Annotated in this window: 15 protein-coding genes; 7 read left to right on the top strand and 8 right to left on the bottom strand. The window is 59.8% G+C overall.

From position 1 onward, the window contains the following. The first annotated feature begins 11 nt into the window (after positions 1-11). Entirely contained in the window at positions 12-1,532 is a 1,521-nt protein-coding gene (locus MWU49_RS08915; protein WP_246970872.1) for an aldehyde dehydrogenase family protein, read from the top strand. Positions 1,533-1,664: 132 nt separating this feature from the next. Here the strand turns inward: MWU49_RS08915 and MWU49_RS08910 are convergent, their stop codons facing one another. The 3 genes from MWU49_RS08910 to MWU49_RS08900 form a co-directional block, all read right to left on the bottom strand. Continuing rightward, positions 1,665-3,710 carry a TonB-dependent receptor gene (locus MWU49_RS08910; protein WP_246970869.1) on the bottom strand — a complete coding sequence of 682 codons (2,046 nt, stop codon included), beginning with the start codon at positions 3,708-3,710 and terminating at the stop codon, positions 1,665-1,667. A 280-nt stretch (positions 3,711-3,990) separates the two neighbouring features. Continuing rightward, a complete protein-coding gene (locus MWU49_RS08905; protein ID WP_246970866.1) occupies positions 3,991-4,923 on the bottom strand; it encodes a metal-dependent hydrolase in 933 nt (310 codons plus the stop codon). A 226-nt stretch (positions 4,924-5,149) separates the two neighbouring features. Then, complete coding sequence (locus MWU49_RS08900; protein ID WP_246970863.1) at positions 5,150-6,574, bottom strand: aldehyde dehydrogenase family protein; 1,425 nt, start codon at positions 6,572-6,574, stop codon at positions 5,150-5,152. A 186-nt stretch (positions 6,575-6,760) separates the two neighbouring features. Between MWU49_RS08900 and pbpC the strand changes: the two genes are divergently transcribed. Then, positions 6,761-9,088: a penicillin-binding protein 1C gene (gene pbpC, locus MWU49_RS08895; protein WP_246970860.1), complete on the top strand. Its 2,328-nt coding sequence runs from the start codon at positions 6,761-6,763 to the stop codon at positions 9,086-9,088. A 256-nt stretch (positions 9,089-9,344) separates the two neighbouring features. On the opposite strand, the gene MWU49_RS08890 is transcribed toward pbpC, so the two are convergent. Then, a complete protein-coding gene (locus tag MWU49_RS08890; protein ID WP_246970857.1) occupies positions 9,345-10,544 on the bottom strand; it encodes an acyl-CoA desaturase in 1,200 nt (399 codons plus the stop codon). Positions 10,545-10,554: 10 nt separating this feature from the next. After that, the gene (locus MWU49_RS08885; protein WP_246970854.1) at positions 10,555-11,664 is read right to left on the bottom strand and encodes a ferredoxin reductase; all 1,110 of its coding nucleotides are present in this window, start codon (positions 11,662-11,664) and stop codon (positions 10,555-10,557) included. Between the two features lie 389 nt (positions 11,665-12,053). Here MWU49_RS08885 and MWU49_RS08880 point away from each other — a divergent pair, with 389 nt between their 5' ends. Together MWU49_RS08880 and MWU49_RS08875 are read left to right on the top strand one after the other, a co-directional pair. Beyond that, positions 12,054-13,871 (top strand): hypothetical protein, encoded by a 1,818-nt coding sequence (locus MWU49_RS08880; protein ID WP_246970851.1) that lies wholly within the window; start codon positions 12,054-12,056, stop codon positions 13,869-13,871. A gap of 83 nt (positions 13,872-13,954) precedes the next feature. Continuing rightward, complete coding sequence (locus MWU49_RS08875) at positions 13,955-15,097, top strand: OmpA family protein (RefSeq protein WP_246970848.1); 1,143 nt, start codon at positions 13,955-13,957, stop codon at positions 15,095-15,097. A gap of 379 nt (positions 15,098-15,476) precedes the next feature. Here the strand turns inward: MWU49_RS08875 and MWU49_RS08870 are convergent, their stop codons facing one another. The 3 genes from MWU49_RS08870 to MWU49_RS08860 are packed head-to-tail and all read right to left on the bottom strand — an operon-like array spanning position 15,477 to position 20,316. After that, positions 15,477-17,006, bottom strand: coding sequence for an ankyrin repeat domain-containing protein (locus MWU49_RS08870; protein WP_246970846.1), 1,530 nt, complete (start codon positions 17,004-17,006; stop codon positions 15,477-15,479). A gap of 12 nt (positions 17,007-17,018) precedes the next feature. Beyond that, positions 17,019-18,731 carry a hypothetical protein gene (locus MWU49_RS08865; protein ID WP_246970844.1) on the bottom strand — a complete coding sequence of 571 codons (1,713 nt, stop codon included), beginning with the start codon at positions 18,729-18,731 and terminating at the stop codon, positions 17,019-17,021. Positions 18,732-18,756: 25 nt separating this feature from the next. Next, positions 18,757-20,316, bottom strand: coding sequence for a hypothetical protein (locus MWU49_RS08860; RefSeq protein ID WP_246970842.1), 1,560 nt, complete (start codon positions 20,314-20,316; stop codon positions 18,757-18,759). A gap of 472 nt (positions 20,317-20,788) precedes the next feature. On the opposite strand from MWU49_RS08860, the gene MWU49_RS08855 reads away from it, so the two are divergent. The 3 genes from MWU49_RS08855 (at position 20,789) to recJ (ending at position 24,663) form a co-directional block, all read left to right on the top strand. Next, positions 20,789-22,045 (top strand): hypothetical protein, encoded by a 1,257-nt coding sequence (locus MWU49_RS08855; protein ID WP_246970840.1) that lies wholly within the window; start codon positions 20,789-20,791, stop codon positions 22,043-22,045. A gap of 12 nt (positions 22,046-22,057) precedes the next feature. After that, entirely contained in the window at positions 22,058-22,480 is a 423-nt protein-coding gene (locus MWU49_RS08850; protein WP_246970838.1) for a hypothetical protein, read from the top strand. Between the two features lie 458 nt (positions 22,481-22,938). Further along, on the top strand, positions 22,939-24,663 hold the full coding sequence (recJ, locus tag MWU49_RS08845; protein ID WP_246970836.1) for a single-stranded-DNA-specific exonuclease RecJ: 1,725 nt from the start codon (positions 22,939-22,941) through the stop codon (positions 24,661-24,663). The last annotated feature ends 82 nt before the right edge of the window (positions 24,664-24,745 follow it).

Below are 24,745 nucleotides of genomic sequence, written 5' to 3'. Positions count from 1 at the left end.
AGGATCAGGCCATGATTTACGCAAACCCGGGCAGTGAAGGTTCAGTGGTAGCGTTCAGCGAACGTTACGACAACTACATCGGCGGCGAGTGGGTGGCGCCGGTCAAAGGGGCTTATTTCGACAACGTTAGTCCCGTTAATGGCAACGTATTCTGCCAGGTGGCTCGCTCCACCGCCGAAGATATCGACCTGGCTCTGGATGCGGCGCACCGCGCAGCGCCGGCCTGGGGCAAGACCTCGGTCACCGAACGCAGCAACATCCTGCTCAAGATCGCCGATCGGCTGGAACAGAATCTGGAAATGCTGGCGGTGGCAGAAACCTGGGATAACGGCAAGGCGGTGCGGGAAACCCTCAATGCCGATATCCCGCTGGCGGTGGATCACTTCCGTTATTTTGCTGGCTGCCTGCGGGCCCAGGAAGGCACCGCGGCTGACCTGGATGCCAACACCGTGGCCTACCATTTCCACGAACCGCTGGGCGTGGTGGGGCAGATCATCCCCTGGAATTTCCCGATCCTGATGGCCGCCTGGAAACTGGGTCCGGCGCTGGCGGCGGGTAACTGCGTGGTGCTCAAGCCTGCCGAGCAGACGCCGGCCTCCATTCTCAAAGTGATTGAGGTGATTGGTGACTTGCTGCCACCGGGCGTATTGAACATCGTCAATGGTTACGGCATCGAAGCCGGCCAGGCGCTGGCCACCAGCAAGCGTATTGCCAAGATCGCCTTCACCGGCTCCACCCCGGTCGGTTCCCACATTCTCAAGTGCGCCGCGGAAAACATCATTCCGTCCACTGTGGAGCTGGGTGGCAAGTCCCCCAACATCTACTTCGCCGACATCATGAATGCGGAAGAGCAGTTCATCGACAAGGCGGTGGAAGGTCTGGTGCTGGCGTTCTTCAACCAGGGCGAAGTCTGTACCTGTCCGTCCCGTGCACTGATCCAGGAAAGCATGTACGACGACTTCATCGGTCGGGTACTCAAGCGCATGAGCACCATCAAGCGTGGAAACCCGCTGGACACCGATGTGCAGGTGGGCGCCCAGGCATCCCAGGAACAGTTCGACAAGATCATGTCCTACATGGAGATCGCCCGCGAGGAGGGTGCCACGGTGCTGGCAGGTGGCGACAGCGAGTCACTGGGTGGTGATTACAGCAAGGGTTTCTATATCCAGCCGACCCTGCTGCAGGGCCACAACAAGATGCGCGTGTTCCAGGAAGAAATCTTTGGTCCGGTAGTGAGTGTCACCACCTTCAAGGATGAGGAAGAAGCGCTGGCCATCGCCAACGACACCGAGTTCGGTCTTGGCGCCGGCGTGTGGAGCCGCGACATGAATGTGGCCTTCCGCATGGGCCGCGGCATTCAGGCGGGCCGTGTCTGGACCAACTGCTACCACGCCTATCCCGCCCATGCGGCCTTCGGTGGCTACAAGAAATCCGGGGTCGGCCGTGAAACCCACAAGGTGGCATTGGAGCACTACCAGCAAACCAAGAACCTGCTGGTGAGCTACGACATCAACCCGCTGGGCTTCTTCTGATTCAAACTGATCTCTCCAGTTATCTGTCCTGCACCCTTGCCGCCCCTTTCGGGGCGGCTTTTTTGGGGCCGCTCTGCGGCTGCATCGCGCTTCACGCAACACAAACCTGGCTTCGCAGCATAAGGGTTGCCGTCACCAGCCGACGGTCAACCCGGCATAAAACCCGGCACCCGGCCCAGGCTCAAAATACCCTCGCGCCGCCACTGGCCGATCACTGTTGGCATTGATGCGCAGGTTGCTGATGTACTCCCGATCCAGCAGGTTGGTGATGCCGGTAAACAGCGTCAGGGTCTGCTGCGGACGCTGCCATTCCCGGCCCAGCCGAAGATTCACGATCATCTCGCTGCCCACCCGGGTGACATTGCTGTTCTCCGCATAGCGATGGGAACTGAATAGCCCTTCAACGGCGGCGAAAAAACCGGAATCGGCCTGCCATTCTGCCTGCCCGTAAAGGTGATGCTCGGGAAGGCCGGGCAAGCGATTGCCGCTGACATCCTCGTTCTGCTGGGTATCAACAAACTCCTGGAAGCGAAAATCCGACCAGGTCCATGACAGGGACAGGGTAAGCTGATCCGTGGTGGCATGCTCCAGTCCCAGTTCGATACCGTCGCGGCGGGTTTCGCCGGCATTCTGGTAAAAGGTGCGCCCGCCCAGTTCGTAAGGGGTGATTTCATCTTCCACGTCGACGCGGAACAGGGCGGCTTCGTAGAACAGCCGCTCTGTCAGTGCGCCCCGCGCGCCCAGTTCCATGTTCAGTGCAGTCTGCGGTTCCAGCGCCGGGTTGAAACCGCCCGCGCCGGATGGGTTGGCCAGTTCGGTAAAGGTGGGGCTTTCAAATGCCGAGCTGACCGTGCTGTAGAGCGTATGGGGCTCGCTGACCCGCCAGGCAACGCCGGCACTGTAGCTCATCTCGTCGAACTCGCGGCGACCGCTGTCGTCGCCATCAGCGAGCAGGTGATCCTCAATGGTCATTCTCAGCCGGTCGCCACGGGCGCCCAGGGTCAGCATCAGCTGCGGCGTCAGGTGGCTGTCCAGTTGCAGGAACACGCCGGTGGCGGTGGCGTGCTGATCTTCGTCTGCAGTCAATGCCGTCACGTCCCCGTCGGTGTTGACTGCCCGGCGCCCCCGCGCATCCTCTTGCCGATCGGCATCCAGCCCCAACAGCAAACGATGAGGGTGAGCAAAGGCGTTGAAGGGCAGGGTGTAATCCAGCCGGGCACCGTAAAACAGCCGGTCATAATCGATCAGACTGCTGCCGGGGAAGGGGAGCTGCTGGCGGAAGTCCCGCTGGCTGACAAAGGCGCGGGCATTGAGCATGCCGCTGCCCAGCGACGCGTCCCGGTAATGCAGCCCGAGCCGCTGCTGGTCCACATTCTGGCCGGCATCCAGTGGTGTCGCGAACCGGCTTGCCTGCTCGGGATCCTCGCGCACCTGTTGCCGGGTCAGCCCGCCGGGGTCATTGGCCATGGGGGTGTCCATGGCGGTGAGTAGCAGAGTCATGGAGCGTGCTTCAGGCAGTTGCCAGCCACTCTGGGCCGTGAGCTGGTATTTACGCACCTCGCTCTGGTCACGATACCCGTCGTACTCCAGGGCAGTGAGGCTAAAGCCATGGTGACCTTTCTGGCGCTGCCCGCGGGCCTGCACATTGGCTTGCCGGTACCCGTCGCCACCACCAATCATCGTCGCACTGGCCGAGTCTGTCCAGGGCGCGCCAAAGGTGGTGATGTCGACGACCCCGCCGGTGGCATTACCGTAGAACAGTGAACTGGGGCCGCGCAGCACGGCAAGACTGCCCACCGTCAACAGATCAATACTGTCCAGCTGGGACTGGCCGTCAGGCAGGGTTTCCGGAAAACCGTCCACGTTCAGGCGCAGCCCGCGCACCCCAAACGGCGCCCGTGAGCCAAACCCCCGCGAGGAAAGCCGCAGCCCCTGGGCAAAGTTATAGCGATTCTGCACAAATAGCCCCGGTACCTGGTTGAGGCTCTCATCCAGTTGCAAGCGCGGCTGTCCCTGTTGGGCGGCTTCGCCGTCCAGCACCGTGAGGGCTGCTGGCGTATCGGCCAGTGGACGCTCCATGCGGGTGCTGGTCACCATGACCGGATCCAGCGACACCGCATCAGAAAACGCCGCCAGCGGTAACAACAGGGGAAGAACAGAAAAACGCAGAAGCTTCATGTATGACATCCGTGGCTACTGATGTTGTACATGAGCTGGCACAGGAAGCAAACGGGTTCAGTGGCGAGTGACGAGTCACGAGTTTCGAAGAGCAAAACCATTGGTGTTCGTGGTGGTTTTGTCTTGTGATTTTCGAAACTCGAAACTCGAAACTCGAAACTCGAAACTCGAAACTCGAAACTCGAAACTCGCCCTTATCCCCAAAACACAAAAAGCCGCCCAAAGGCGGCTTTCCGTTTTGCTTTTCCTCGCAGCTGAAAGCTGACAGCTCGAAGCTGTTTTAATGCAGCTTCTTTTTCTTCTTCTGGTTGGCCTGCTCATGTTGCTCGGTGAGCATGCCTTCGGCACCGAACAGACGCTCGCGCCATTCGTCCAGCAGGGCGTCGGTGTCGTGCTGGGACGGATGGAAGCCCGGCTTGAAGAAATCCAGATACTGCGGCCACAGCTTGGTGAACAGGCCCTGGCGACCAAACAGGAATTTCACCCCTTTCCAGTTGTTGCGCAGGTCCAGCAGCTTGCCGTCGGAGGCCAGCATCCGGGCCTGGAACACACCGATCACCGCAAAGAAAATGACCGTGGTGGGGATCATGGTGCCGGCACGCAACAGGTAGTTGCCGCTCACCTTCTCGTAAACGTCGTAGGCCACGGTCTTGTGCTCGTTCTCTTCCAGCGCGTGCCACAGCCACAGCTTCAGGGTCTCCGGGTCCGCCAGTTCACGGTGGGATTCATCACGCAGCAGCTGCTCGGCGATGATGGCGGTGTAATGCTCCAGGCTCACCGTGGCGGACAGCTGGAAGATCTTCGGGGTGTACTTCTTCACCGCACCCAGCAGCTTGCCCAGGGTCTTGTCCAGTTTCTCGGTGGGGTAGCCGAACTTCTGGCCCAGCTCGTTCCAGGCTTCGTGTTCCTTGCTGTGCATGGCTTCCTGACCGATGAAGCCGGCCACCTGCGCCTTCAGGGTCGGGTCGGTGATGTCCTTGCGATAGTGGCGCACCGCCTGCACAAAGAAGTCTTCCCCTTCCGGGAAAAGAGTAGAGAGGGTGATCCAGAAGGCACTCAGGAACGGGTCGTCCGCATAGAAGTAACGCTTGGCAGTCTGCTCGTCGAACTCAAAGTCCAGACGACGGGGCGGGATGTTGACCGTGGCACCCAGTGGTACCTTCTCGGCCTTCTTCTCGTTCTGCTTGATGGTGGTAGTGGCTGTTGTTGTCATAAATCCTCCTGGTCCACGGTCAAGGCGACCGTTCAATGCCTTAATGTGACATTAATCAATGTAAAGATGGTGTCAATTCAGGAGGGAGGGGTAATTGGCGCATTGGCACCCCGGGCGGGGCGCCAATGCCAGTACACAAAATGGTCTATTTTGTGTCCGCTAATGACCGGTAAAGGGTGGCCGGTCAATGGTGACCGCTAAGTAGTGGCCGGTCAGCGGTGGATGGTCAGGCAGGCTGGAACAGGGCTTTCACCTCCAGGAATTCGTCGAAGCCGTATTTGCCCCATTCCCGGCCAACGCCGGATTGTTTGTAGCCGCCGAACGCCGCGGTGAAATCCGGTGCCGCGCCATTCAGGTGGACGTTGCCGGTGCGCAGGCGGTTAGCCACGGAGCGGGCCAGTTCCGGTTCACCAAACACATAACCGGAAAGGCCATACACGGTGTCATTGGCAATGGCCACGGCCTCGTCCAGTTCCTGATAGGGGATCATGGTCAGCACCGGGCCGAAGATCTCTTCACGGGCGATGGTCATGTCGTTGTTGGCTTCACTGAACACGGTGGGCTGCACATAGTAGCCCTTGTCCAGGCCAGCAGGCCGTTCAGTGCCGCCACACACCAGTTTGGCACCTTCCTTCACGCCTTGCTCAATCAGCGACAGCACACGCTGGTACTGGCGGCCGTTGGCAATGGGGCCTATCTCGGTGGCTTCGTCGGTGGTGTCGCCCACCTTGATGGTCTGGCAGACATTGGCGGCAATGGCTTCCGCTTCGGCCAGCTTGTCCGCCGGCACCAGCATGCGCGACGGCGCATTACAGCTCTGCCCGGTGTTGTTCATCATGGCGCGCACGCCATGGGTGACAGCCGCTTCCAGATCACAATCCGGCAGCAGGATATTGGCCGACTTGCCACCCAACTCCAGTGACACACGCTTGATGGTGGTGGCCGCTTCCTGGCTCACGGAAATCCCGGCCCGGGTGGAACCGGTCAGGGAAACCACATCAATGCGCGGATCGGAGGACAGCTGCGGGCCCACCTTGGCACCGTCGCCATAAACGATGTTGACCACCCCGGCAGGCAGGCCGGCTGCGTCGATGATCTGCGCCAGCACATTGGCAGACAGGGCGGCAAATTCACTGGGCTTGAGCACCACGGTACAACCCACCGCCAGCGCCGGCGCCAGCTTGCACATGACCTGGTTCATGGGCCAGTTCCACGGCGTGATCAGGGCGCATACGCCAGCCGGTTCGTGGCGAATAATGGACGAACCGTGGGGTTCCTCGAAGGTGAAGTTACGCGCCACTTCCAGGTTGTTGGCGATATGCATCATGCCCACCGGTGCCTGCAGGTTGGTGGCCAGACCAATCGGCGCGCCCATTTCCTGGCTGATGGCCTGGGCCATCTCGGGGAGTTTTTCCTGATACAGGCCGAGGATCTTTTCCAGGTAGCCAAGACGGGTTTCCAGCGGCGTTTCGCTCCAGGCCGGGAAGGCCGCGTGGGCAGCCGCGATGGCGGCATCAATATCGGCCGCGTCTGCCATGGGCAGCGAACCCACCGACTCTTCTGTGGCCGGGTTGATGATGTCGTGTTGGGTGCAGCCGGCAGAAGGCGTGGCCCACTGGCCGTTGATGTAGAAGTGTTGCAACGTGTCCATGTAGCAGTCCCTTGTCGTTATACGGGTTGGGGAAATAGAGCCAAACGCCGCAAGGCGTAAACAGCATTCTGCGCCAGACTCAGGCGGGGAGGGTTAACCGGATTTAGGCGAATTGTGACCTTTTTGCTATATTCGCCAGAGCAACCCTCACCGGAACTCGCCCAGTCGACGGAGCACCACGGTAACATGTCTTTTCGCCGGCGTTCTGCCCTTGTTTTGTTGCTGATACCGGTGCTGGTGTTGCTCGCCCTTGTCCAGGTTCTGCCGCTGCCCGAACGGCTGCAAACGACTCCCTACGCCACCCTGATGCTGGACCGGCATGGCCGCATGCTGGATGCCCGCATTGCGGCGGATCAACAATGGCGTTTCGTGCCCGTGGCCCGGGTGCCGGACAAGTACCGGTTGGCGCTGCTGGAATTCGAGGATAAGCGCTTTGCCTGGCATCCGGGCATCGATCCGCTGGCCATCGGCCGGGCTGCCTGGCTCAACCTGAACGCGGGCAGGGTGGTCAGCGGTGGCTCCACTCTGACCATGCAGCTGGCCCGCCTGTTGCGGGATGACCCTCCCCGTACCCTGAGCGAGAAGGCAAGAGAGGCGGCACTGGCGCTGCAGCTGGAATGGCATTTCAGCAAGGCAGAGATTCTGACTGAATACGCCAGCCGCGCCCCGTTTGGTGGCAACACCGTTGGCCTTCGCGCAGCGTCATGGCGTTATTTCCAGCGTGAACCGGACGCCCTCAGCTGGGCGGAAGCGGCGTTGCTGGCGGTGCTGCCGAATGCCCCGTCGTGGATTCATCCCGGCCGCAATCGCGAGCGGCTCAGGGACAAGCGTGATCGTTTGCTGGTCCGCCTGCACGACAATGGCCAGCTGGATGATCGCGATCTGCAACTGGCACTGCTGGAACCCTTGCCGGCACCGCCGCGGCCCTTACCGGCCTTGGCACCGCATTTGATGAATACCCTGGAGAAAGCCGGCAACGGGAAACTGCTCGAAACCACTCTGGATGCCAGCCTGCAGCAACGCGTGCAGGATCTGGCCCGGCAACATGGGGAAAGGCTGGCACGGGAAGGAGTGCATAATCTGGCGGTGGTGGTGATCGATCACCAGCAACAACAGACCCGCGCCTACGTGGGTAATGTTACCCATGGCAACCCGGTGGAGTATGGTGCCGCCGTGGACATCGCCGCCTCACCGCGTTCCACCGGCAGTATTCTAAAGCCACTGCTTTATGGGCTGATGCTGGATGATGGCCAGATTCTGCCGCAAACCCTGATCCCGGACCTGCCCACCAACTACGGCGGGTTCAGCCCCGAGAACCACGATCATGGCTACCGTGGTGCGGTACCTGCCCATGAAGCACTCAGTCAGTCCCTGAACATTCCGGCGGTGCGCATGCTGCGTGCCTATGGGGGGGGGCGCTTTCACAGTGCCTTGCAGCGCATGGGCATGACCACCCTGTTTCGCCCTGCAGAGGATTACGGGCTGACCCTGATCCTCGGCGGGGCGGAAGGGCGGCTGGATGAAATCACTGCCATCTACGCACGGCTGATGGCCGCCGCCAGCGGCGGGACACCGCAACCCCTGGCATCGCTTATCCGCTCGGTCCCCTCCAGCGAGGCGCCACTATTCATGCTCAGCCCCGGTGCGGCCTGGCTTACCCAGCAGGCCCTGCGTGAGGTGGCTCGCCCCGGCACCGCCCGGCAATGGCGACAGTTCAGCTCCAGCCAGCCCATCGCCTGGAAAACCGGCACCAGCTATGGCCTGCGCGATGCCTGGGCGGTAGGCAGCAATGGCCGCTATACCGTGGGGGTGTGGGCCGGCAACGGCAATGGTGAGCCGGCCCCGAGCCTGGGCGGCGCAGCGACCGCAGCACCCCTGATGCTGGATGTATTCAGCTTGCTGGGCCCGGCCCCCTGGCCCGAGCCACCCCTGTCAGAATTGAAAAGCGTGCAGGTCTGTGCCGACGATGGCTATCTGGCAGGAGGTCAGTGCGCAACCCGGGATCAGCTGGCGCCAAGACAAAGCCACTTCCAGACCGTCACCCCCCATCATCAGCGCATCCACCTGGACAGCAATGGCCAGCGGGTGCACAGCGGCTGTGAGCCGGTGGCCAACATGCAGCACCGGGACTGGTTCGTGTTGCCACCGGCCCAGGCCTGGTTCTACCGCCGTCATCATCCCGATTACCGGCCGTTACCCGGCTGGCGAAAGGACTGTGTAGCCGGCGCCCTGGCGCTACAAAGCGAACCGCCCATGGCGCTGGTCTATCCCCATGCCGGCAGCGCCATCTACATCCCCACCGAACTCAGTGGCACCCTCGGCCGGGCAGTGTTCCGTGCCGTCCACCAGAACCCGTCGGCCACCCTGTACTGGCACCTGGATGACACCTTCCTTGGCGAGACTCGTCACTTCCACGAAAAAGCCATCACCGCCGATCCCGGCTGGCACACCCTTACCTTGGTCGACAACCAGGGCTTTCGCCTGCGCCAGCGCTTCAAAGTGCTGGGTAGATAGCAAAGGGGAAGGGGTTCTCCGCAGTTTCTTTGTAGGAGTCCATGCTTGCATGACGATCCCCGCGTAGCGGGAATCTTTGCCACAGGCAAAGCGCTTTCCTCGCCAGGGCTTGGGATCGTCATGCAAGCATGAACTCCCACAGAAAGATTTCCGGTTCTGCAGATTTTGTTGTTCGCCTGCTGCGTGAAGCGTGTTGCCTGTTGCGGCCGCTGAGCGGCCCAAAAAAACGCGGCCCGAAGGCCGCGTGGTTGGAGCGTCAGGTGGAGGGGGCCTGACTTGGGTTGCCCTGGTAGGGCTCGCCGCCGCCGGGGAAGGCGAGCCGGATATTCTTCAGCCAGGTGGTGCCGAACTGGCGGAACAGGGAAGCGCTGTTATAGGGCAGACCGTAGCGGTCGGCCAATGCTCTCACGCGGGGTGAAGCTTCCTTGTAGCGGTTGCTGCACATATCCGGGAACAGGTGATGCTCGATCTGGTGAGACAGGTTGCCGGACAACACATGGAACAGCTTGCCACCTTCGATGTTGCACGACCCCAACAACTGACGCAGATACCAGCGTGCGCGGGTTTCTCCTTCCACCTGTTCCAGGGTGAAGTTATGCGCGCCTGCCGGGAAGTGACCACAGAAGATGATCGTGAACGCCCAGATATTGCGCATGATGTTGGCGATGGCATTGGCGCCGGCCACGATGCCGAACACCGCCAGCGGCGAGAAATCCACAAACAGCGAAATGGGCATGGCCACCAGTGCTGCCGCCAGCGGCCAGGCGATGTAGTCCTTGGCCACCTGACGCCAGATCTTGTAGCCGATTCGTTTCAGCAAGGGTTTGAAGTCGGCCAGCTTGTTCTTGCCCTTGAGGTGATCATCAATGGCCTGTTCATGCAGCGCCACGCCTTCCTCGAACAACAACATCAGCAGAATGAAATACACCGGCTGTAGCAGGTAGGCGGGTTTCCATTTCTGCATGGGGGTCACGCGCATGATGCCGTAGCCCACATCCAGATCCTTCTCCAGCACATTGGTCCAGGTGTGATGCACCACGTTATGGGAATGCATCCAGCGGTCCGACGGGCTCATGGTGTCCCACTCCCAGGTGTTGGACTGGATTTCAGGATCCTTCATCCAGTCCCACTGGGCGTGCAGCACATTGTGGGCGATTTCCATGTTTTCCAGAATCTTGGCGATGCCGAGCATGAAGGTGCCCAGTGCCAGCAAGGTGAGCATCACCGGCCAGGCGGCCAGCGCATGGCCCCAGGCGGGAATGAAGAACAGGGAGGCATAGATCACCACACGTCCGCCCAGCGCCAGGCTACGCTGGGTCTTGATCACTTTCAGTATATAGGCGCGGTCGCTTTCTCCGCGGGAATCAAAAATTTCATCGCGAATGGCATCCAGCTCACGGCCAAAGTCTTCAATCTGTTCGTCGGTCAGGTCGACCGGCAACTTATGGGTCTTCATCGCGGTCCCCTTAAAGATCCAGTTCACAATCACCGGCGGCGGCGCAGATACAGGTCTGCACAATGCTGCCGGCTTCGTTCAACACTTCCCCGGTGCGCAGGTCGCGCACACACCCGGACACCAGCGTGGTGTTGCAGGTGTGGCAGATCCCCATACGGCAACCGTGGGGTGGATTCATGCCGGCATCCTCGGCCACTTTCAGCAGCGGAGTGTCGCTGTCGCCTTCGGTATCCACGCCGCTCTGGGCAAAGCGCACCTTGCCGCCAACAGCATCCTTGGGGATTTCAGTGAACGGGGCGCGGAAGCGTTCAATGTGAAGATTACGGCTGCAACCAGCCTGTTCAAAACAGCTCTCCAGAGCCTCCAGCAGGGAAGGGGGACCACAGGCGTAGACGTCACGTTCTTTCCAGTCCGGGCACAGGGCGCTCAACTGGGCTTCAGAAAAATGCTGATCCTTGCCTTCCTGGGTATAGAGCAGGTGCAGGTTATAGCGCTCATGTTTGGCATCCATCTCTTTCAACTGCTTGCCCAGCACCACATCAAACTCGTGGGGCGAGTAGTGCAGGTGGTGGGTGTCCGGCAAACGCCCCTGGGCAATCAGGCTGCTGATCATGCTGAAGGCGGGAGTAATGCCGCTGCCGGCGGTGATAAACAGGGGCTGGATCGGGTTGGCGTCGGGCAGATAGAAATCCCCCTGCGGCAAACCAATCGGCAGGTAATCGCCGACCTTGATGTTGCGCACAATGTGGTGGGAAATGGTGCCCTTGTCGATGGCCTTTACGGTGATGGTGAAGCAGTCGTCACTGCGTTCCGGCGGTGAGGAAATGGTATAGGTGCGGGTGTAATGCTTGCCGTTGGCGGGAATGCCGACGCGAACATGCTGGCCGGCCCGATGGCCTCGCCAGTTCATTCCCGGGCGCAGGGTAATGGTGCGGGCATCCTTGGTTTCATCCCAGACCTTCACCACCCGGGCCTGCATCTTGTGGGTGGTCCATAGCGGATTCACCAGCTCCAGGTAATGGGAAGTGCGCAAGGGCCAGGCAAAATAGTCGGTGATGGTGCTCAGTCGAGACCAGATGGACGGAGAGTTTCCCTGCTCCGTTGCTACGGGTTGGCGCATAGCATTTCCTCTTTCATTGTCGTTATTTGAGGTGTTTGTAGCGTCGTTATGTTGTTGGCTGTCGGCCCCTTCCGGTAAGGATATCGCTGACAGCGGTTATTCGAGTATCCACCCCCTCTGCTACTGGATACCAACGGGTGTACGCAATCAGTACGCAAACCCATCTGAACGTAATACTTGTCCTGATCAAGGAAGCCGGCCTGATCACTGCCGGGGCCGGAAATAGTACGTAAGTCCTTGTTAGGCCTGCGCACTTTTCTCCAGAGTAAGACCGCCTGTGTACACCTGTCCAGATTTCCCGACGAGCTGTATCTCGGGCGTCATCGAGTTGATATGGATCAATGCCATTTTTCCCTGAATCGCTTTAATAAAGCGTAGGAGGAGAGTGCATGGTGAAAACAGGGTGGTGGCTGGTAATAGTGCTCGGGTTCCTGGCATCAGCCTGCACAGACAGCAGTAGCACCTCGCCAGTGGCGGTTCCTGATAGCAATCCGGTTTCTGATGCGCGCTTTCTTGAGTCCCAGGTATTGGACTGGCCCGTTACCGGCGTATTCAGCTCCGCCTCCAGCTGTGGTGACTGTCATCGCGCCAGTGCCCCTGGCGATACGCCGGCGGTAATGCGTGCGCCGCATCCCCTCAGTAATACCCAGCCCAGCCCCAGTGGGGAAGACATCAGCCCCTACACTGGCTGGCGCAGTTCGGTAATGGCCAATGCCTTCACCGACCCGTTCTTCCGTGCCCGTATGAAGGCCGAAGCCGAGCAGTTTCCGGCGTTGGCTGGCTTTATCGAAGATAAATGCCTCACCTGCCATGCGCCCATGGCTCGCACCCATGCCCATCAGACCGGCACCAGTCTGAGCATGGACGATTGTGTGCTGGCGGATGGCTGTTACCGTGCCGACAGCGCAGTGGTCGATCCCCATGCCCGCGAAGGCATCAGCTGTACGCTGTGTCACCAGATTGATGATCAGGTGCTGGCGGGTGAGGTGGATTCCGGCAGCTTTCACATTGCTGATGACACAGACCCGGTCATCTACGGGCCCTATCAGAGCCCGGTCACCAACGCCATGGAGAACCAGACGATCTATTCCCCGGAATATGGCTTGCAGACGCAGTCATCAGAGCTGTGTGCCAGCTGCCATGACTTGTTCACCCCCACGGTGGATGTGGCGACGGATCTGCCCACCGGCGAAGACTTTCCGGAACAAACCCCGTATCGCGAATGGCTGAACAGTGACTATGCGGTGGGCGGGCCAGCGGAGCAAAGCTGTCAGGATTGCCACATGGGGCGCATGGCGGATGCCTTTATGACCCGCATTGCGGTGAAACAGAATGGCGAGGTGAATACAGGCTGGCCGGAACGGACCCCGTTCTACCGCCATGAAATGGTGGGCGGTAACGCCTGGCTGCTGGATCTGATGGAAACCTGGCGGGAGGAGCTGGGACTGGCTGAGGTGTCGGCGCCGGGGGAGATGGCCGCCAAGGCGGAAGGTACCCGGGCTTTCCTCAAGGCCTCGGCCCAGCTGACGGTCAGTGGGCAGGATTACAGCGGCGATACTCTGTCGTTTGATCTCACGGTGAGTAATCACGGTGGCCACAAGTTTCCCACCAGCTTCCCGTCCCGACGGGCCTGGTTGGCGGTGCGGGTTACCGATGCAGCCGACAATATCGTCTTTGAAAGCGGTTACCCGGATGAGGCAGGGCGGTTGGCTGTGGATACCGTTTTTACCAGCGAGGCCTGTCTCGCCGTGAAAAAACCGGCCGGGTTTGACAGCGCACCCTGCTACCAGCCCCATGTGGATCAGGTAACGACCGTTACCGACGTGCCGATTTATGAGGCGGTCATGGGGGCTTCTGACGGTGCCATAACCCAGGTGCTGCTCTATGCGGATGAGCATCTGAAAGACAACCGCATCCTCCCTGCCGGTTTCAATATCGCCACGGCAGAGGATGCAATCCAGCCCCATGGCGTGGCCGGTGATGGTGACTTTGTCGCCGGTAGCGACACGGTGCACTACCAGCTGCCACTGGGCAGCGGCCTGTCCGGCTTGTCGGTGCAGGCCACACTGTTCTATCAAACTGTGCGGCCCACCTTTGTGGACAGCACCCGGGGCGATCACGAATGGATTGATCACTTCCAGACCATGGCGGCCAGTCAGCCGCCCACCGCGGAAGTGCTCAGTGAACTTGAATTTGTTCTGCCTTGAAGCAGAAGCCTGATTAATCTCTGGTTGGCGCCAGAGGGAAAATACAGAAGATGACTGAACAAGGTAAGGGATGGGGTTACGGGATGAAAAAATGCGTTTTGCTGGGGATGATGGGGTTGGTGTCAGCGACCCACGCAATGGAAATCGGGCCGCTGAGAACGACGGATAAAGCCTGGGACTGGTCGCTGGGAGCGCACTACTATGCCGATCAGAGTCAGTGGCATACCGGTACCGATCAGGGCGACGACCTGATCGGCGACCTGCGTCATCAGGGCCCCTTTGGCATCATGGCACTGGCCTTTCACGATCGCTGGGAAGTGGTTACCCGGCTGGGCTTCAGTGAATATGAAACCAACCCGGGGAGTGATGCCCGAAGCCTGTCCTCTTCCGGGGATGCTTTCGGCTCCCTGAGTGTGCGTGGTGAATTCCTGCGTAAGGACAGCACGCTGTTGGGCCCCTTCCTGCAATACACCCGTTATTCCGGATATGAAGTCAGTGGTAGCAATAACACTGCAGCCATCGACGTCAGTGATTGGGAAGAGCTGAGTGCTGGCATCATCGCCCAGCACAACATGAAACCCCTGTCGGTGTATTACGGTCTTTACCACACCGATCAGCGCGTCAATGTGGAAGGCAGCTTCCTGGGTGAACGTGTGGATCTGCAGCCCAAGGAAGAGGAACATCTGGGATTGTTTGTGGGCATGATCAAGCCGATCACCCGTAATTTGTCGCTTACTGCCGAGTACGATCATGTCAGTGACTGGGGCGTGTCCGTGGGCCTTAACTACAAGCTCACGCCGCCGGATCCGGTGGTGATTACTCGCACCGAAGTGCGCACCGAATATGTGGAAAAGCCGGCCCCCACTGGGCCCGCCGAAATTGATGTTGAAGTGCGCTTTGAAGAAGGCAGCAACGCGGTGGATCAGGATTACTGGGATGAAATTCGCCAGTTTGCGGAATTCCTCAATACCTATGAAGGTAGCGAAGGCTTCATTACCGGCCATTGTGATTGTCTTGGTGGTGATGACTACAACCAGAAGCTTTCCGAAGACCGGGCCGATGCGGTGAAGGTCATCCTGGTCAAGTTGTTCGGTATTGAAGAAAGCCGCCTTACGGTGGTGGGGATGGGCGACCGGCAGCCCAAGTACGAAGAGCACCCCGGTGTCGGGCAACCGCTCAACCGCCGGGTGGAACTCAAAGGCCGGGCCTACGGCGAAAAGGAATAGCGAGAAGGTTTGCGCTAGCAAGGAGACGGGCCGGATTTTCCGGCCCTTTTTTTGGGGCCGCTCCGCGGCCGCATCACGCAACACGCGGCATGCAAAACCGGGAGAACCGAACGGTGGTAGCGGATCTGCACGGGAAGCGGTTTTGCTCGCGGTTGGGGGGGGGGGCTTCGTTTGCTGGCAAGTTATTCGCTTCGCTCACCCTAGGGCCGCACTCCGTGCGTTACTTCGCTACGCTACGTTCCCACATCAAGATCGAAACCAAAATCACGGTGGACCCACCGCTCCTGAAAAAACAGGAACGCACAGGGCACCGGAGGGCAGCAAAAGGGGGGTAGGGCGGAAATGGGCGAGAGCCCACCTCCGCCAGGGTGCGGGAGGATCAGCTAGCGGCTTGCTGGAGCTGTTTGACCACGGCGCTCTTGTCCGCCTGGCGGGCATGATCAATGGCCAGCTTGCCGTCGGCATCCTGATGGGCCACATTGGCGCCGGCGTCCAGTAGAACCTTCACCGTCGGCAGTGCGCCGGCAGCGGCAGCAGCCATCAGCGCGGTGCGCTGTTTCTCGTCACCGTGTTCCAGATCGGCTCCGGCAGCAACCAGCGCTTCCACGGTGTCCGGACGATTGCGCGCCGCCGCCCAGATCAACGCGGTTTGCCCGCGGCTGTCCTCGGCATCCACAGCGGCGCCAGCCTGTAACAGGAAGTTTACCGCCTCGGTGCTGCCGGCAGTGGCGGCAGTCATCAGGGCGCTGAATTGCTGCTGATTGGTCTTGTCCCGTTTGGCGCCGCCATTCAGCAGGGCCTGCATGGTATCCACCTGATTGGCGGAGGCCGCCAGCATCAGCGGAGTAACACCATGCTGATCGCTGATATTGGCATTGGCACCGGCTTTGAGCAGTTGCTGGATTACATCCACACGGCCTTTGATGGCGGCATAAGCCAGGGCGCTCCAGCCTGTGCTGCTGCGCGCATCAGCCTCGGCATTGTGCTTCAACAACGCTTGCACGGTGGCCTGGTCGCCATTGCTGGCGGCCATCATCAGTGCAGTCACGCCGCCAGTATTTTTAACCCTGGCCGACTCCCCATGTTCCAGCAGCCAGGCTGCCAGTTCTTGATGGCCCTGCTTCACGGCCAGCAGCAGCACATTGTTGCCATCCTTCATGCGGTTGCTGGCGGTGGCGCCGGCATCCAGCAGGAAGCGGACACAGTCCAGACAGCCATAATGAGCCGCATAAAGCAGCGGGGTGACGCCGAAGTTGTCCGCCTGGTTGACGTCCAGACCGGCCGTCTTGCCTTGCTTGAGCAGCGACAGCGATCCCGCCTCCGCTGACAGGTGCAGCAGGGTGCGGCCGTCCGGATCTTTCACCGCAGGGTCGGCACCGGCGGCAACCAGCTGGTCTACCAGTGACTGATCGCCCTGGTTGGCTGCCAGATGCAAGGGCGAGACCCCGTTGCTGTCCACTACGCCGGGATCGGCGCCTTTTGCCAGCAGCAGGGTTACTACCTCGCGGCTACCGGTACGGATGGCCGGGAACAGGGCGGTCTGCCCCAGGCTGTTGCGTTTGTGGACACTGGCGCCGGCTTCCAGCAGCGCCTGAATCAGTTCCACATTACCGGAGGCGCTGCTGATCATCAGCGGAGTGACCCCCTGATGATCCGCCTCGTTCAGTTGAGCCGGGCTGCTGATGTGTCCAATGAGAGCGACGGCCCCGGCTGTGTCGTTACTCAGTACCGCCTGATACAGCGGTGACATCTGCGATTGCAGGGGCGTCAGGCGGGCCCGGCTGGGATCGCCATGCTGGGCGCCCTTGGCAAAGGCGGGTTGCCCCGCCAGTGCCAGCCCGCAGAGTGATGTCAGCATCACTGCCCGGGCCAGGGTGGCAGGGGCAAGCCCTGGTATCATCAATCTCATCCGCTTCCTTCCTCAGTGCCGACGGCGCCGGAACATCAACAGGCTCAGCAGTGCCAGCAGCGCCGGGGTGCCGCTGCCGATGCCATCATCGTCAGACTCCAGCACGACAATCCGGGCAGGAGAGGTGGTGTCGCCGTCTGTACTGCCATCGTCCACAGTGTCCATTTCCGTCAGGCCAATCACGGCTGCATTTGGCGTATCATCCCAGACAATGTTCAGGTTGGCATCGAACAGGGCCGTAGCCTTGCGGTCGCCTTTCACATAAACCGCCAGATCGAAATCCTCCGACATGGGCAGGCCGTTAACGGACAACGCCGCATTGCCGGCTTTTTCCAGATTGATGTCGTTGAGCGTGCTGTCCACCCAGGCCTGGGTATCCATCAGGGGAGAATAGATACCGTCTTCCCAGTCCAGCAGGTCAATGGTGGTGGTGGTGAGCATGCCTACTTCATACTTGATGTTGCTGCTGCTGAACGGCGGCGCAGAACAGTTCTCGGCTGGAATTTCCAGACCGGGAATATCCTGACCAAACTTGTTGGACTTGAGGCGCCAGCGTGGGCCGGAGTCGCAGCTGTCACTGTCCAGGAACGGATCACGATCCGTGCTGGTGTACCAGGCGTTGGTCAGGCCTTCCTGCAGATCGGCAGAGAACGCAGACGGTGCGGTGAAGTTGCCATTGCGCAGCACGGTACCGGCCGGAATGAAATCCCCGTCGCCTTCGTAGCAATCGCGAATGGCGTACCAGTACTCCCCGGACTCGTAGTAATCCGGTAGTTCACCGGTGGCCCCTTCGTTTTCCATGTCTTCAGGACGGATCTGGTCGTTGGGGTTGTTGGTGATCCAGTGAGTAATTTCCAGGGTCGCCAACACCAGTCGGTAGTTGGCCCCTTCGGCCTTCCACTCGGCAGGCAGTGGCATTTGCGCGTACAGGCGAATGTCGTTGGGACGCTTCACCAAGTTGCCCCAGCGATACAGTGGTTTGCCATCGTCCTTCTTGGTGATGGAATAGCTGTCACCGGTGGCAATGTCATTACGCACGGTGGATTCGTTGGGTAGCAACTGATCCATACTGGTGAGTAGATCACCGGCTATACCGTTGGCGAGAATGTTCAGGCTGTCATCCATGCCAGCATTGCCACAGTTGTCGATCACCAGCCCGGTTTCCGGATCGAGGATGTCCTGCTGCACGCCGGTAAGCGGATCGGCATAGAAGTAGGGCACAGTCTCGTTACAGGTGAAGATATGTTCCATGGTCACGTAATGTTCCGTGGAGCATTTCACGCTTTCGCCACCCAGCCCTGCACACCAGGTACCCAACGGTTTGCCCACCTTGAAGGTGTCGGTGGCGGCATTGGAAACAATCAGGCCATCACCGGCTTCCGGGTCGGTGTAGTCTGCCACCCAGCCTTCGGCGTAATCGTTGTCGCGGGTTTTCTGGGCCGCGCCCACGAAGTCTGCTACCTGATAACCGAACTCACTGTCGATCGGGTACAGGGTGGCGCCGGTTTTCTGGTCGATGATGGTGTCAGTGGCACAGGGCGCCTCGTCATCACAGATGATGGTGGCATCGTCTGCGGCCAGGGAACCGTCAAAGCCGCCGATCACATCGGCAATGCTGAACCGGTGAGTCTGGGAGTGTTGCTGAAGATCGGCCATTACCGGCTGGGCAGAAAAAGCTGCGGCCAGTGACAGCGCATAAATCGAAGTTTGCTTGCGTACAGTCATGTCGTAATCCTTTTAGCCGCGCCAGTTAGGGGAGGGGGACGGTGATGCCATCGTCCCAGGTGATCTCGAGCCAGGCGTCATAAATGACGGTGCTCTTGGAGTCCCCTTTGATATAGATGGCGAGATCGAAGTCTTCGGTCAGCGGCGTGCCATTCACGGAAATAGCTGGATTGCCTTCCTGCTCCAGATTGATGTCGTTCTGGGTCTGGTCCACCCAGCCAATTGAAGTCTTCAGCGGTGAGATACCCTCCCAGTCCAGCAGGTCAATAGTGGTGGTCACCACGGTGCCCACTTCATAGCGCTCGGTGCCGCCAATGAAGGGGGGCTGGGTGCATTCATCGGTGGGGATTTCCAGGCTGGGAATATCCTGGCCGAACTTGTTGGATTTGAGGCGCCAGCGCGGGCCGGATTCCGCTGAGTCCAGCACGCCATCGAAAGGGTCCCGATCCAGGCTGGTGTACCAGGCATTGGTCAGGCCGTCCTGCAGATCGGCAGAAAACGCGCTGACATCGGTGAAGCCGCTGTTGCGCAGAATGGTGCCGGCAGGGATGTAGTCACCATCGCCTTCGTAGCAGTCCTTGCTGGACTGCCAGTTACCGGAGACTTCGGCATATTCCGGCAGAATACCGGTAGCGGCCTCGTTCTCCATATCCTCGGGACGAATCTGGTCGTTGGGGTTGTTGGTGATCATGTGCCGTACATGCAGCTTGGCATCCAGCACCGTATAGGCAGTGTAATTTCCGCCCAGGTCTTTCTGCTTCCAGGCCGCGGGCAGAGGCAGGCTGGCATAAAGGCGAATGTCGTTGGGGCGTTTCACCATGTCGCCCCAGCGGTACAGGGGCTTGCCGTCGTCCTTCTTGGTGATGGAGTAATCATCGCCCAGGGCAATATCTTCACGCACAGTGCTTTCGTTGGGGGCCAGCTGGTCCATGCTGGTCAGCAGGGTGTCGCCGGGCAGGTTGTTTTCCACCACATTCAGAGTGGTGTCGAGCAGGGCATCGCCGTCGCCACAGGTGCCAATAACGGTCTGGGTTTCCGGATCAATCAGGTCGGCCTGATCGCCGGTGGCCGGGTCCGCGTATGCGTAGGGCACAGTTTCGTGGCAGGTGAGCACATGCTCCATCACCACAAAGTGTTCGCTGGAACATTTTACCGAGGTGCCTCCCATTCCCGAGCACCAGGTACCGCGGTTCGGGCCGGCACGGAATTCCACCGTGGGTGCATTCGCCACCATCAGGCCGCTGCCATCTCCGTCGGTATGGTTGCCGACAAAGCCTTCACCATAGTCACCATCGCGGCTTTTCTGGGCCGCGCCCACAAAGTCACTGACGATATAGCCAAACTCCGAATCTACCGGGTAAAGGGTGGTGCCTGACTTGTCCACCAGCGGCTGCTCAGCGTCGGTGGGGCAGACGTCATCGTCGCCGCAGATCACAGTGCTGTCGTCACCCGCCAGGGTGCCGTCAAAGCCGGCAGTCACATCGGCTTGAGAAAAGACATGGGTGGGGCTAATATAAGGTACCGGCAAGGCCGATGCCATGGCCGGCAAGGCCGCCGCGGCAACAAGGAGGTAGCGTTTGGACATGGTAACCCTCTGTGGTTGTGTTCCTGGCGAAGAGACGTTCCTTCTCTGGTGTCATCTTTTCAGATTGCACTCAGCTCGCCATGATCTGGATCAAGAAAAATATATAAACCCTGTAGTTCAGTAAAATATGACAACAGATGCATTTAAGGGGTGTATATACTTGCAGCTCAATGATTTACAGGACGGCTTCTGATGCCATGGTGTATAAAGATTGCGCATTTTCGGTGCAATAGAGGGGATGGGAATATCTGCACACTAGTGCCATAATGTATTGGTTATAAGCATATTCCATTAATTGAAATTCCATAAGTACCACTTGTCTCCTGCCTGAATGCTGTCTGTCGATAAATGCGGCAGTGACTTTGGTCCGGAAAACGCTGCCTGTTAACCGATTGGGCTTGCCCTTGGGTTATGATAGGGAGAGAGTTTTTTAACAACCGAAGGAATCGGTTGGAGACAACAAGGAGCGTTTATGAAGCCAGTCAACGTGGCGTTTGCCATTGTGGCCGGAGGTGCCTGCCTGCCTGCCATGGCTGCCGATGAAGACCTGGAGCGCCGCCTGGCGGAACAGGACGCCAAGATTGAGGCACTGTCTGCCCGCCTCAGTGAACAGAAGTCTGTTTCCCCCATCGACCTCAGCATCAGCGGCTATATCAACATGGCCGCCGCCGCCACCAATAACATCAAGGATGCCGCCGGTAACGAACTGAGCTACCGCGGTACCGATAAGGAAGTGGATTACCGGTCCCTCTCTTCTGCAGGCCTGCAGATCACCGCCAACGTCACCGACAAGTTGTCCGGCACCGTGCAGTTGCTGGCGGAAGGGGCAGAAGATTATGACGTGGATGCAGAATGGGCCTATCTGGCTTATGACCTGACGCCTGCACTGACGGTGCGGGGTGGCCGTCTGGTGATTCCCCTGTATATGCATTCCCAGTACTACACCGTGGGCTACGCCTATCCCTGGGTGTCCCTCCCGCCGGAGGTCTACAACCTGGCGCCGGTGCGCACCATGGATGGGGTGGATGTGAGCTACCGCTTCGATACCGGCAACATCAGCCATCTCCTCAATGCCTATCACGGTGCCGTACAGGCGAACCTGGGCGGGCTGGAATTTTCCATGCGCGATATCGTTGGCATCAATCTGGGTTCCAACTGGGGCAATCTCTCCACCTGGCTGAGCTATGCCGGGGCCGAGGCCAACCTGGATCTGTCCAGTCAGTTCGGTGGGCCAACCCCCTACGATGTGGAAGGCGAGTATGCCTACTTCAACGGCATCGGGTTCCAGTACGACAATGGCAGTCTGCTGTTCATGGCAGAGCGTGCCGAAGTGACCTTTACCAATAGTTGGGGCGCTTCCAACGAGGCTTACTACACCACCCTGGGCTACCGCATTGCCGCGGTCACTCCCTATGTCACCTGGGCCACAGTGGAAGACAGCGGCTACGACGAAGTGCGTGATGATCCCGCCGCGGCTTTCCTCTACAACACCCAGGCTACCCACCAGAAAAGCTGGACCTTCGGCGTGCGTACCGATGTGGCCGATAGCCTGGCCCTCAAGGTGGAAGTGTCGAGTTATTACGATCTTGGGGATGCCAGCCAGGCCGGCGCGGTCATCTTCCCCGGCCCGACAACAGTTCCCTTTCAGACTGGTTCCCTGTTCAGCGGGCAACCGGATGATGATGAAACGCCCATGGTGTTCCGCGTAGCGGCCCAGATGGTGTTCTAAAGGAGGTTGGCGATGAAAGGATTCAAGCTGACATTTCTGTTACTTGCGGCGTTGCTGGCCCAGCCTGTCTGGGCCGGTATTGCCGTAGTGGTGGGCAAGGATACCGTGGTGCCCCAGGTCTCCGAAGAAGATCTGCGTAGCCTGTTCAAGGGACAGAGGAATACCCTTGGCGGCACACGCTTCAACTTGCTCGATATGCCTGAAGGCAGCGCCCTGCGGGACAGCTTCTACGTCAAGCTGCTCAACAAGCATGCGGCACAGATGCGCTCCTACCGGGCAAGGATGATCTTTACCGGCAAGGGCGCACCGCCGCGGGCGGTGAGTGGTGTACCGGAAATGAAGGTGTTGCTGCATTCCGGAGACCGGCCTTACATCGGCTACATGGACAGCAACCAGGTGACTCCGGACCTGCGTGTACTAATAGAGCTGAACTGAGCGGCATCATGCGGGCGGCCCCGCCCGCTTCATGCCCGGCCTGTCTTGCCTTCGGATCACCTCCAACAGCACAGCGACCGCTCCGCCAGGCGCGGTCGTTTGCCACGCTCCCGGGTGCGAACGCGAAATGACCGCCACCCGAAAATCGTGCTGGAACCACCGCTCCCACAGAACAGAAAAAGCTACTCCCTGTCAGGAACCTTGCTCACAAGGTGATCCATCTGCAGAGCGATTTGAAAGCGGAAATATCTTCAGGTCTGCAGCGTCTCACAAGAGCGTATGGGGCGGGAGCGGAGTAAATGCGACTCCTGAAAACAATGCCGACCGGCCTTTGGCTAGTGCCGAATGGCGTCGGTCGTGGCAGACTGCTCGCTGAGCGCGATGGTGGGCCTGGTTTTTGTTCGGGCCGGTTTCTCCATGGCGAGCTCCCCGTGATCATTTTTTGTTCGAGCCTGTTAATGCCCATCGATTCCCTGCGTCTTCCTGCGATTACCCGTCGTCCGCAATTCACGCCGGATTGGCCGGATGTGCCGCCGTTGCTGGCGCGAATTCTGGCCGGGCGAGGTGTGGAAGATCCCGCAGAGTTGGAGCTGGCGCTCAAACGCCTGCCTCATCCGCAGGGCTTCAGCGGCCTGAAAGGGGCGGTAGAGCTGTTGCTGCAGGCCCGGGCGGAGCATTGGCGCATCTGTATTGTCGGTGACTACGACGCGGATGGGGCCACCGCCACCACCCTGATGGTGAAGGGGCTGGCATCGCTGGGTTTTGCCCGGCCGGACTTTCTGGTGCCGGATCGCTTTGAGTATGGCTATGGCCTGTCGCCGGCCATTGTGGATTTGGCCCGAGAGCAGTTTCAGCCGGATCTGATCATTACTGTCGATAATGGTATTGCCAGTGTCGATGGGGTTGCCGCTGCCCGTGCCCAGGGTATTCGGGTGCTGATTACGGATCACCATTTACCGGGCGATACGCTGCCGGAAGCGGATGCGCTGGTGAATCCGCGCTTGCCCGGTTGTGAGGATTTCCCGGCGGCGAACCTGGCCGGTGTTGGTGTGGCCTTTTATCTGTTGATGGATTTGCAGCGCGCCTTGCGCGAGCAGGGTGTGCAAGCGGTGCAGCCAATCACGGATCTGCTCGATCTGGTGGCGCTGGGCACGGTGGCGGATGTGGTGGTGCTGGATGATGCCAACCGGGTACTGGTGGAGCAGGGCCTGCGCCGCATTCGGGCGGGCAAGGGCTGCCCGGGGATTCGTGCGCTGCTGCAAGTGGCCGGCCGAGACCCGGCGCGGGTGTTGGCGGCGGACATGGGGTTTGCCGCCGGCCCCAGACTGAATGCAGCAGGGCGCCTGTCTGATATGACTCACGGTATCGCTTGCCTGCTTTCCGAGACCGATGCCGAAGCCATGGAAATGGCCCAGGAACTGGACACCATCAACCGCGAGCGTCGTTCCATCGAACAGGGTATGCGCGAAGCGGCCATGGAAGAGGTAAACCGGCTGGATGCGGATAACCTGCCTGCTGGTCTGTGTCTGTATGGCGAGCTTTGGCATGAAGGGGTGGTGGGGATTCTGGCTTCCCGGGTGAAGGAAGCGATTCATCGTCCGGTCATCGCGTTTGCGCCGGCCCAGCAACCTGGCACCTTGAAGGGGTCCGGCCGTTCCATTCCCGGCCTGCATCTGCGTGATGCACTGGATGCCGTGGCGACCCGTAACCCGGGCTTGTTGAGCAAATTCGGTGGCCATGCCATGGCGGCGGGGCTGTCCCTGGAGCTGGATAAGCTGGATGCGTTCAAGACGGCGTTTGAAAAAGTGGTGGGGGAGATGTTGTCGCCCAAGGCGCTGGAGCGTCGGGTGGAGACGGATGGCGAGCTGGCGGATCAGGATCTCACCCTCAGTAATGCAGAATTATTGAGCCACCGCTTCCCCTGGGGGCAGGGTTTTCCGCCGCCCTGTTTCGATGGCGAATTCGAAGTGCTCAAGCACAGTATCGTTGGCAAGAACCACCTCAAGCTGACGCTGGGCTTGCCCGGTGTGCACGGGGTGATCGACGCGATTCATTTCAACGTGCCGGTGGATGCCTTGCCCTCGCGCATCACGCGGGTGCGCGGGGTGTACCGACTGGAAGTGAATGAATTCCGTGGCCAGCGCAATCCGCAGTTGCTGTTTGAACATCTGGTACCGGTCTGACAATCGAGACCTTGTATCCCTGTCCGATAACGGAATTCACGTGGGTTTACCCTGTAACCGTTAGAGTATCGGCCAAATGAAT

It is taken from the genome of Alcanivorax sp. S6407, assembly GCF_023016115.1.
Lineage (GTDB): Bacteria > Pseudomonadota > Gammaproteobacteria > Pseudomonadales > Alcanivoracaceae > Alcanivorax.
This window is presented reverse-complemented; position numbering and strand designations above follow the sequence as displayed.

Coding starts and splice junctions, on each gene's coding strand:
- MWU49_RS08875 (WP_246970848.1), top strand. CDS start 13,955: ATGAAAAAATGCGTTTTGCTGGGGATGATGGGGTTGGTGTCAGCGACC.
- recJ (WP_246970836.1), top strand. CDS start 22,939: ATGCCCATCGATTCCCTGCGTCTTCCTGCGATTACCCGTCGTCCGCAA.
- MWU49_RS08915 (WP_246970872.1), top strand. CDS start 12: ATGATTTACGCAAACCCGGGCAGTGAAGGTTCAGTGGTAGCGTTCAGC.
- MWU49_RS08880 (WP_246970851.1), top strand. CDS start 12,054: ATGGTGAAAACAGGGTGGTGGCTGGTAATAGTGCTCGGGTTCCTGGCA.
- MWU49_RS08855 (WP_246970840.1), top strand. CDS start 20,789: ATGAAGCCAGTCAACGTGGCGTTTGCCATTGTGGCCGGAGGTGCCTGC.
- MWU49_RS08905 (WP_246970866.1), bottom strand. CDS start 4,923: ATGACAACAACAGCCACTACCACCATCAAGCAGAACGAGAAGAAGGCC.
- MWU49_RS08850 (WP_246970838.1), top strand. CDS start 22,058: ATGAAAGGATTCAAGCTGACATTTCTGTTACTTGCGGCGTTGCTGGCC.
- MWU49_RS08900 (WP_246970863.1), bottom strand. CDS start 6,574: ATGGACACGTTGCAACACTTCTACATCAACGGCCAGTGGGCCACGCCT.
- MWU49_RS08860 (WP_246970842.1), bottom strand. CDS start 20,316: ATGTCCAAACGCTACCTCCTTGTTGCCGCGGCGGCCTTGCCGGCCATG.
- MWU49_RS08890 (WP_246970857.1), bottom strand. CDS start 10,544: ATGAAGACCCATAAGTTGCCGGTCGACCTGACCGACGAACAGATTGAA.
- MWU49_RS08910 (WP_246970869.1), bottom strand. CDS start 3,710: ATGAAGCTTCTGCGTTTTTCTGTTCTTCCCCTGTTGTTACCGCTGGCG.
- MWU49_RS08870 (WP_246970846.1), bottom strand. CDS start 17,006: ATGAGATTGATGATACCAGGGCTTGCCCCTGCCACCCTGGCCCGGGCA.
- pbpC (WP_246970860.1), top strand. CDS start 6,761: ATGTCTTTTCGCCGGCGTTCTGCCCTTGTTTTGTTGCTGATACCGGTG.
- MWU49_RS08865 (WP_246970844.1), bottom strand. CDS start 18,731: ATGACTGTACGCAAGCAAACTTCGATTTATGCGCTGTCACTGGCCGCA.
- MWU49_RS08885 (WP_246970854.1), bottom strand. CDS start 11,664: ATGCGCCAACCCGTAGCAACGGAGCAGGGAAACTCTCCGTCCATCTGG.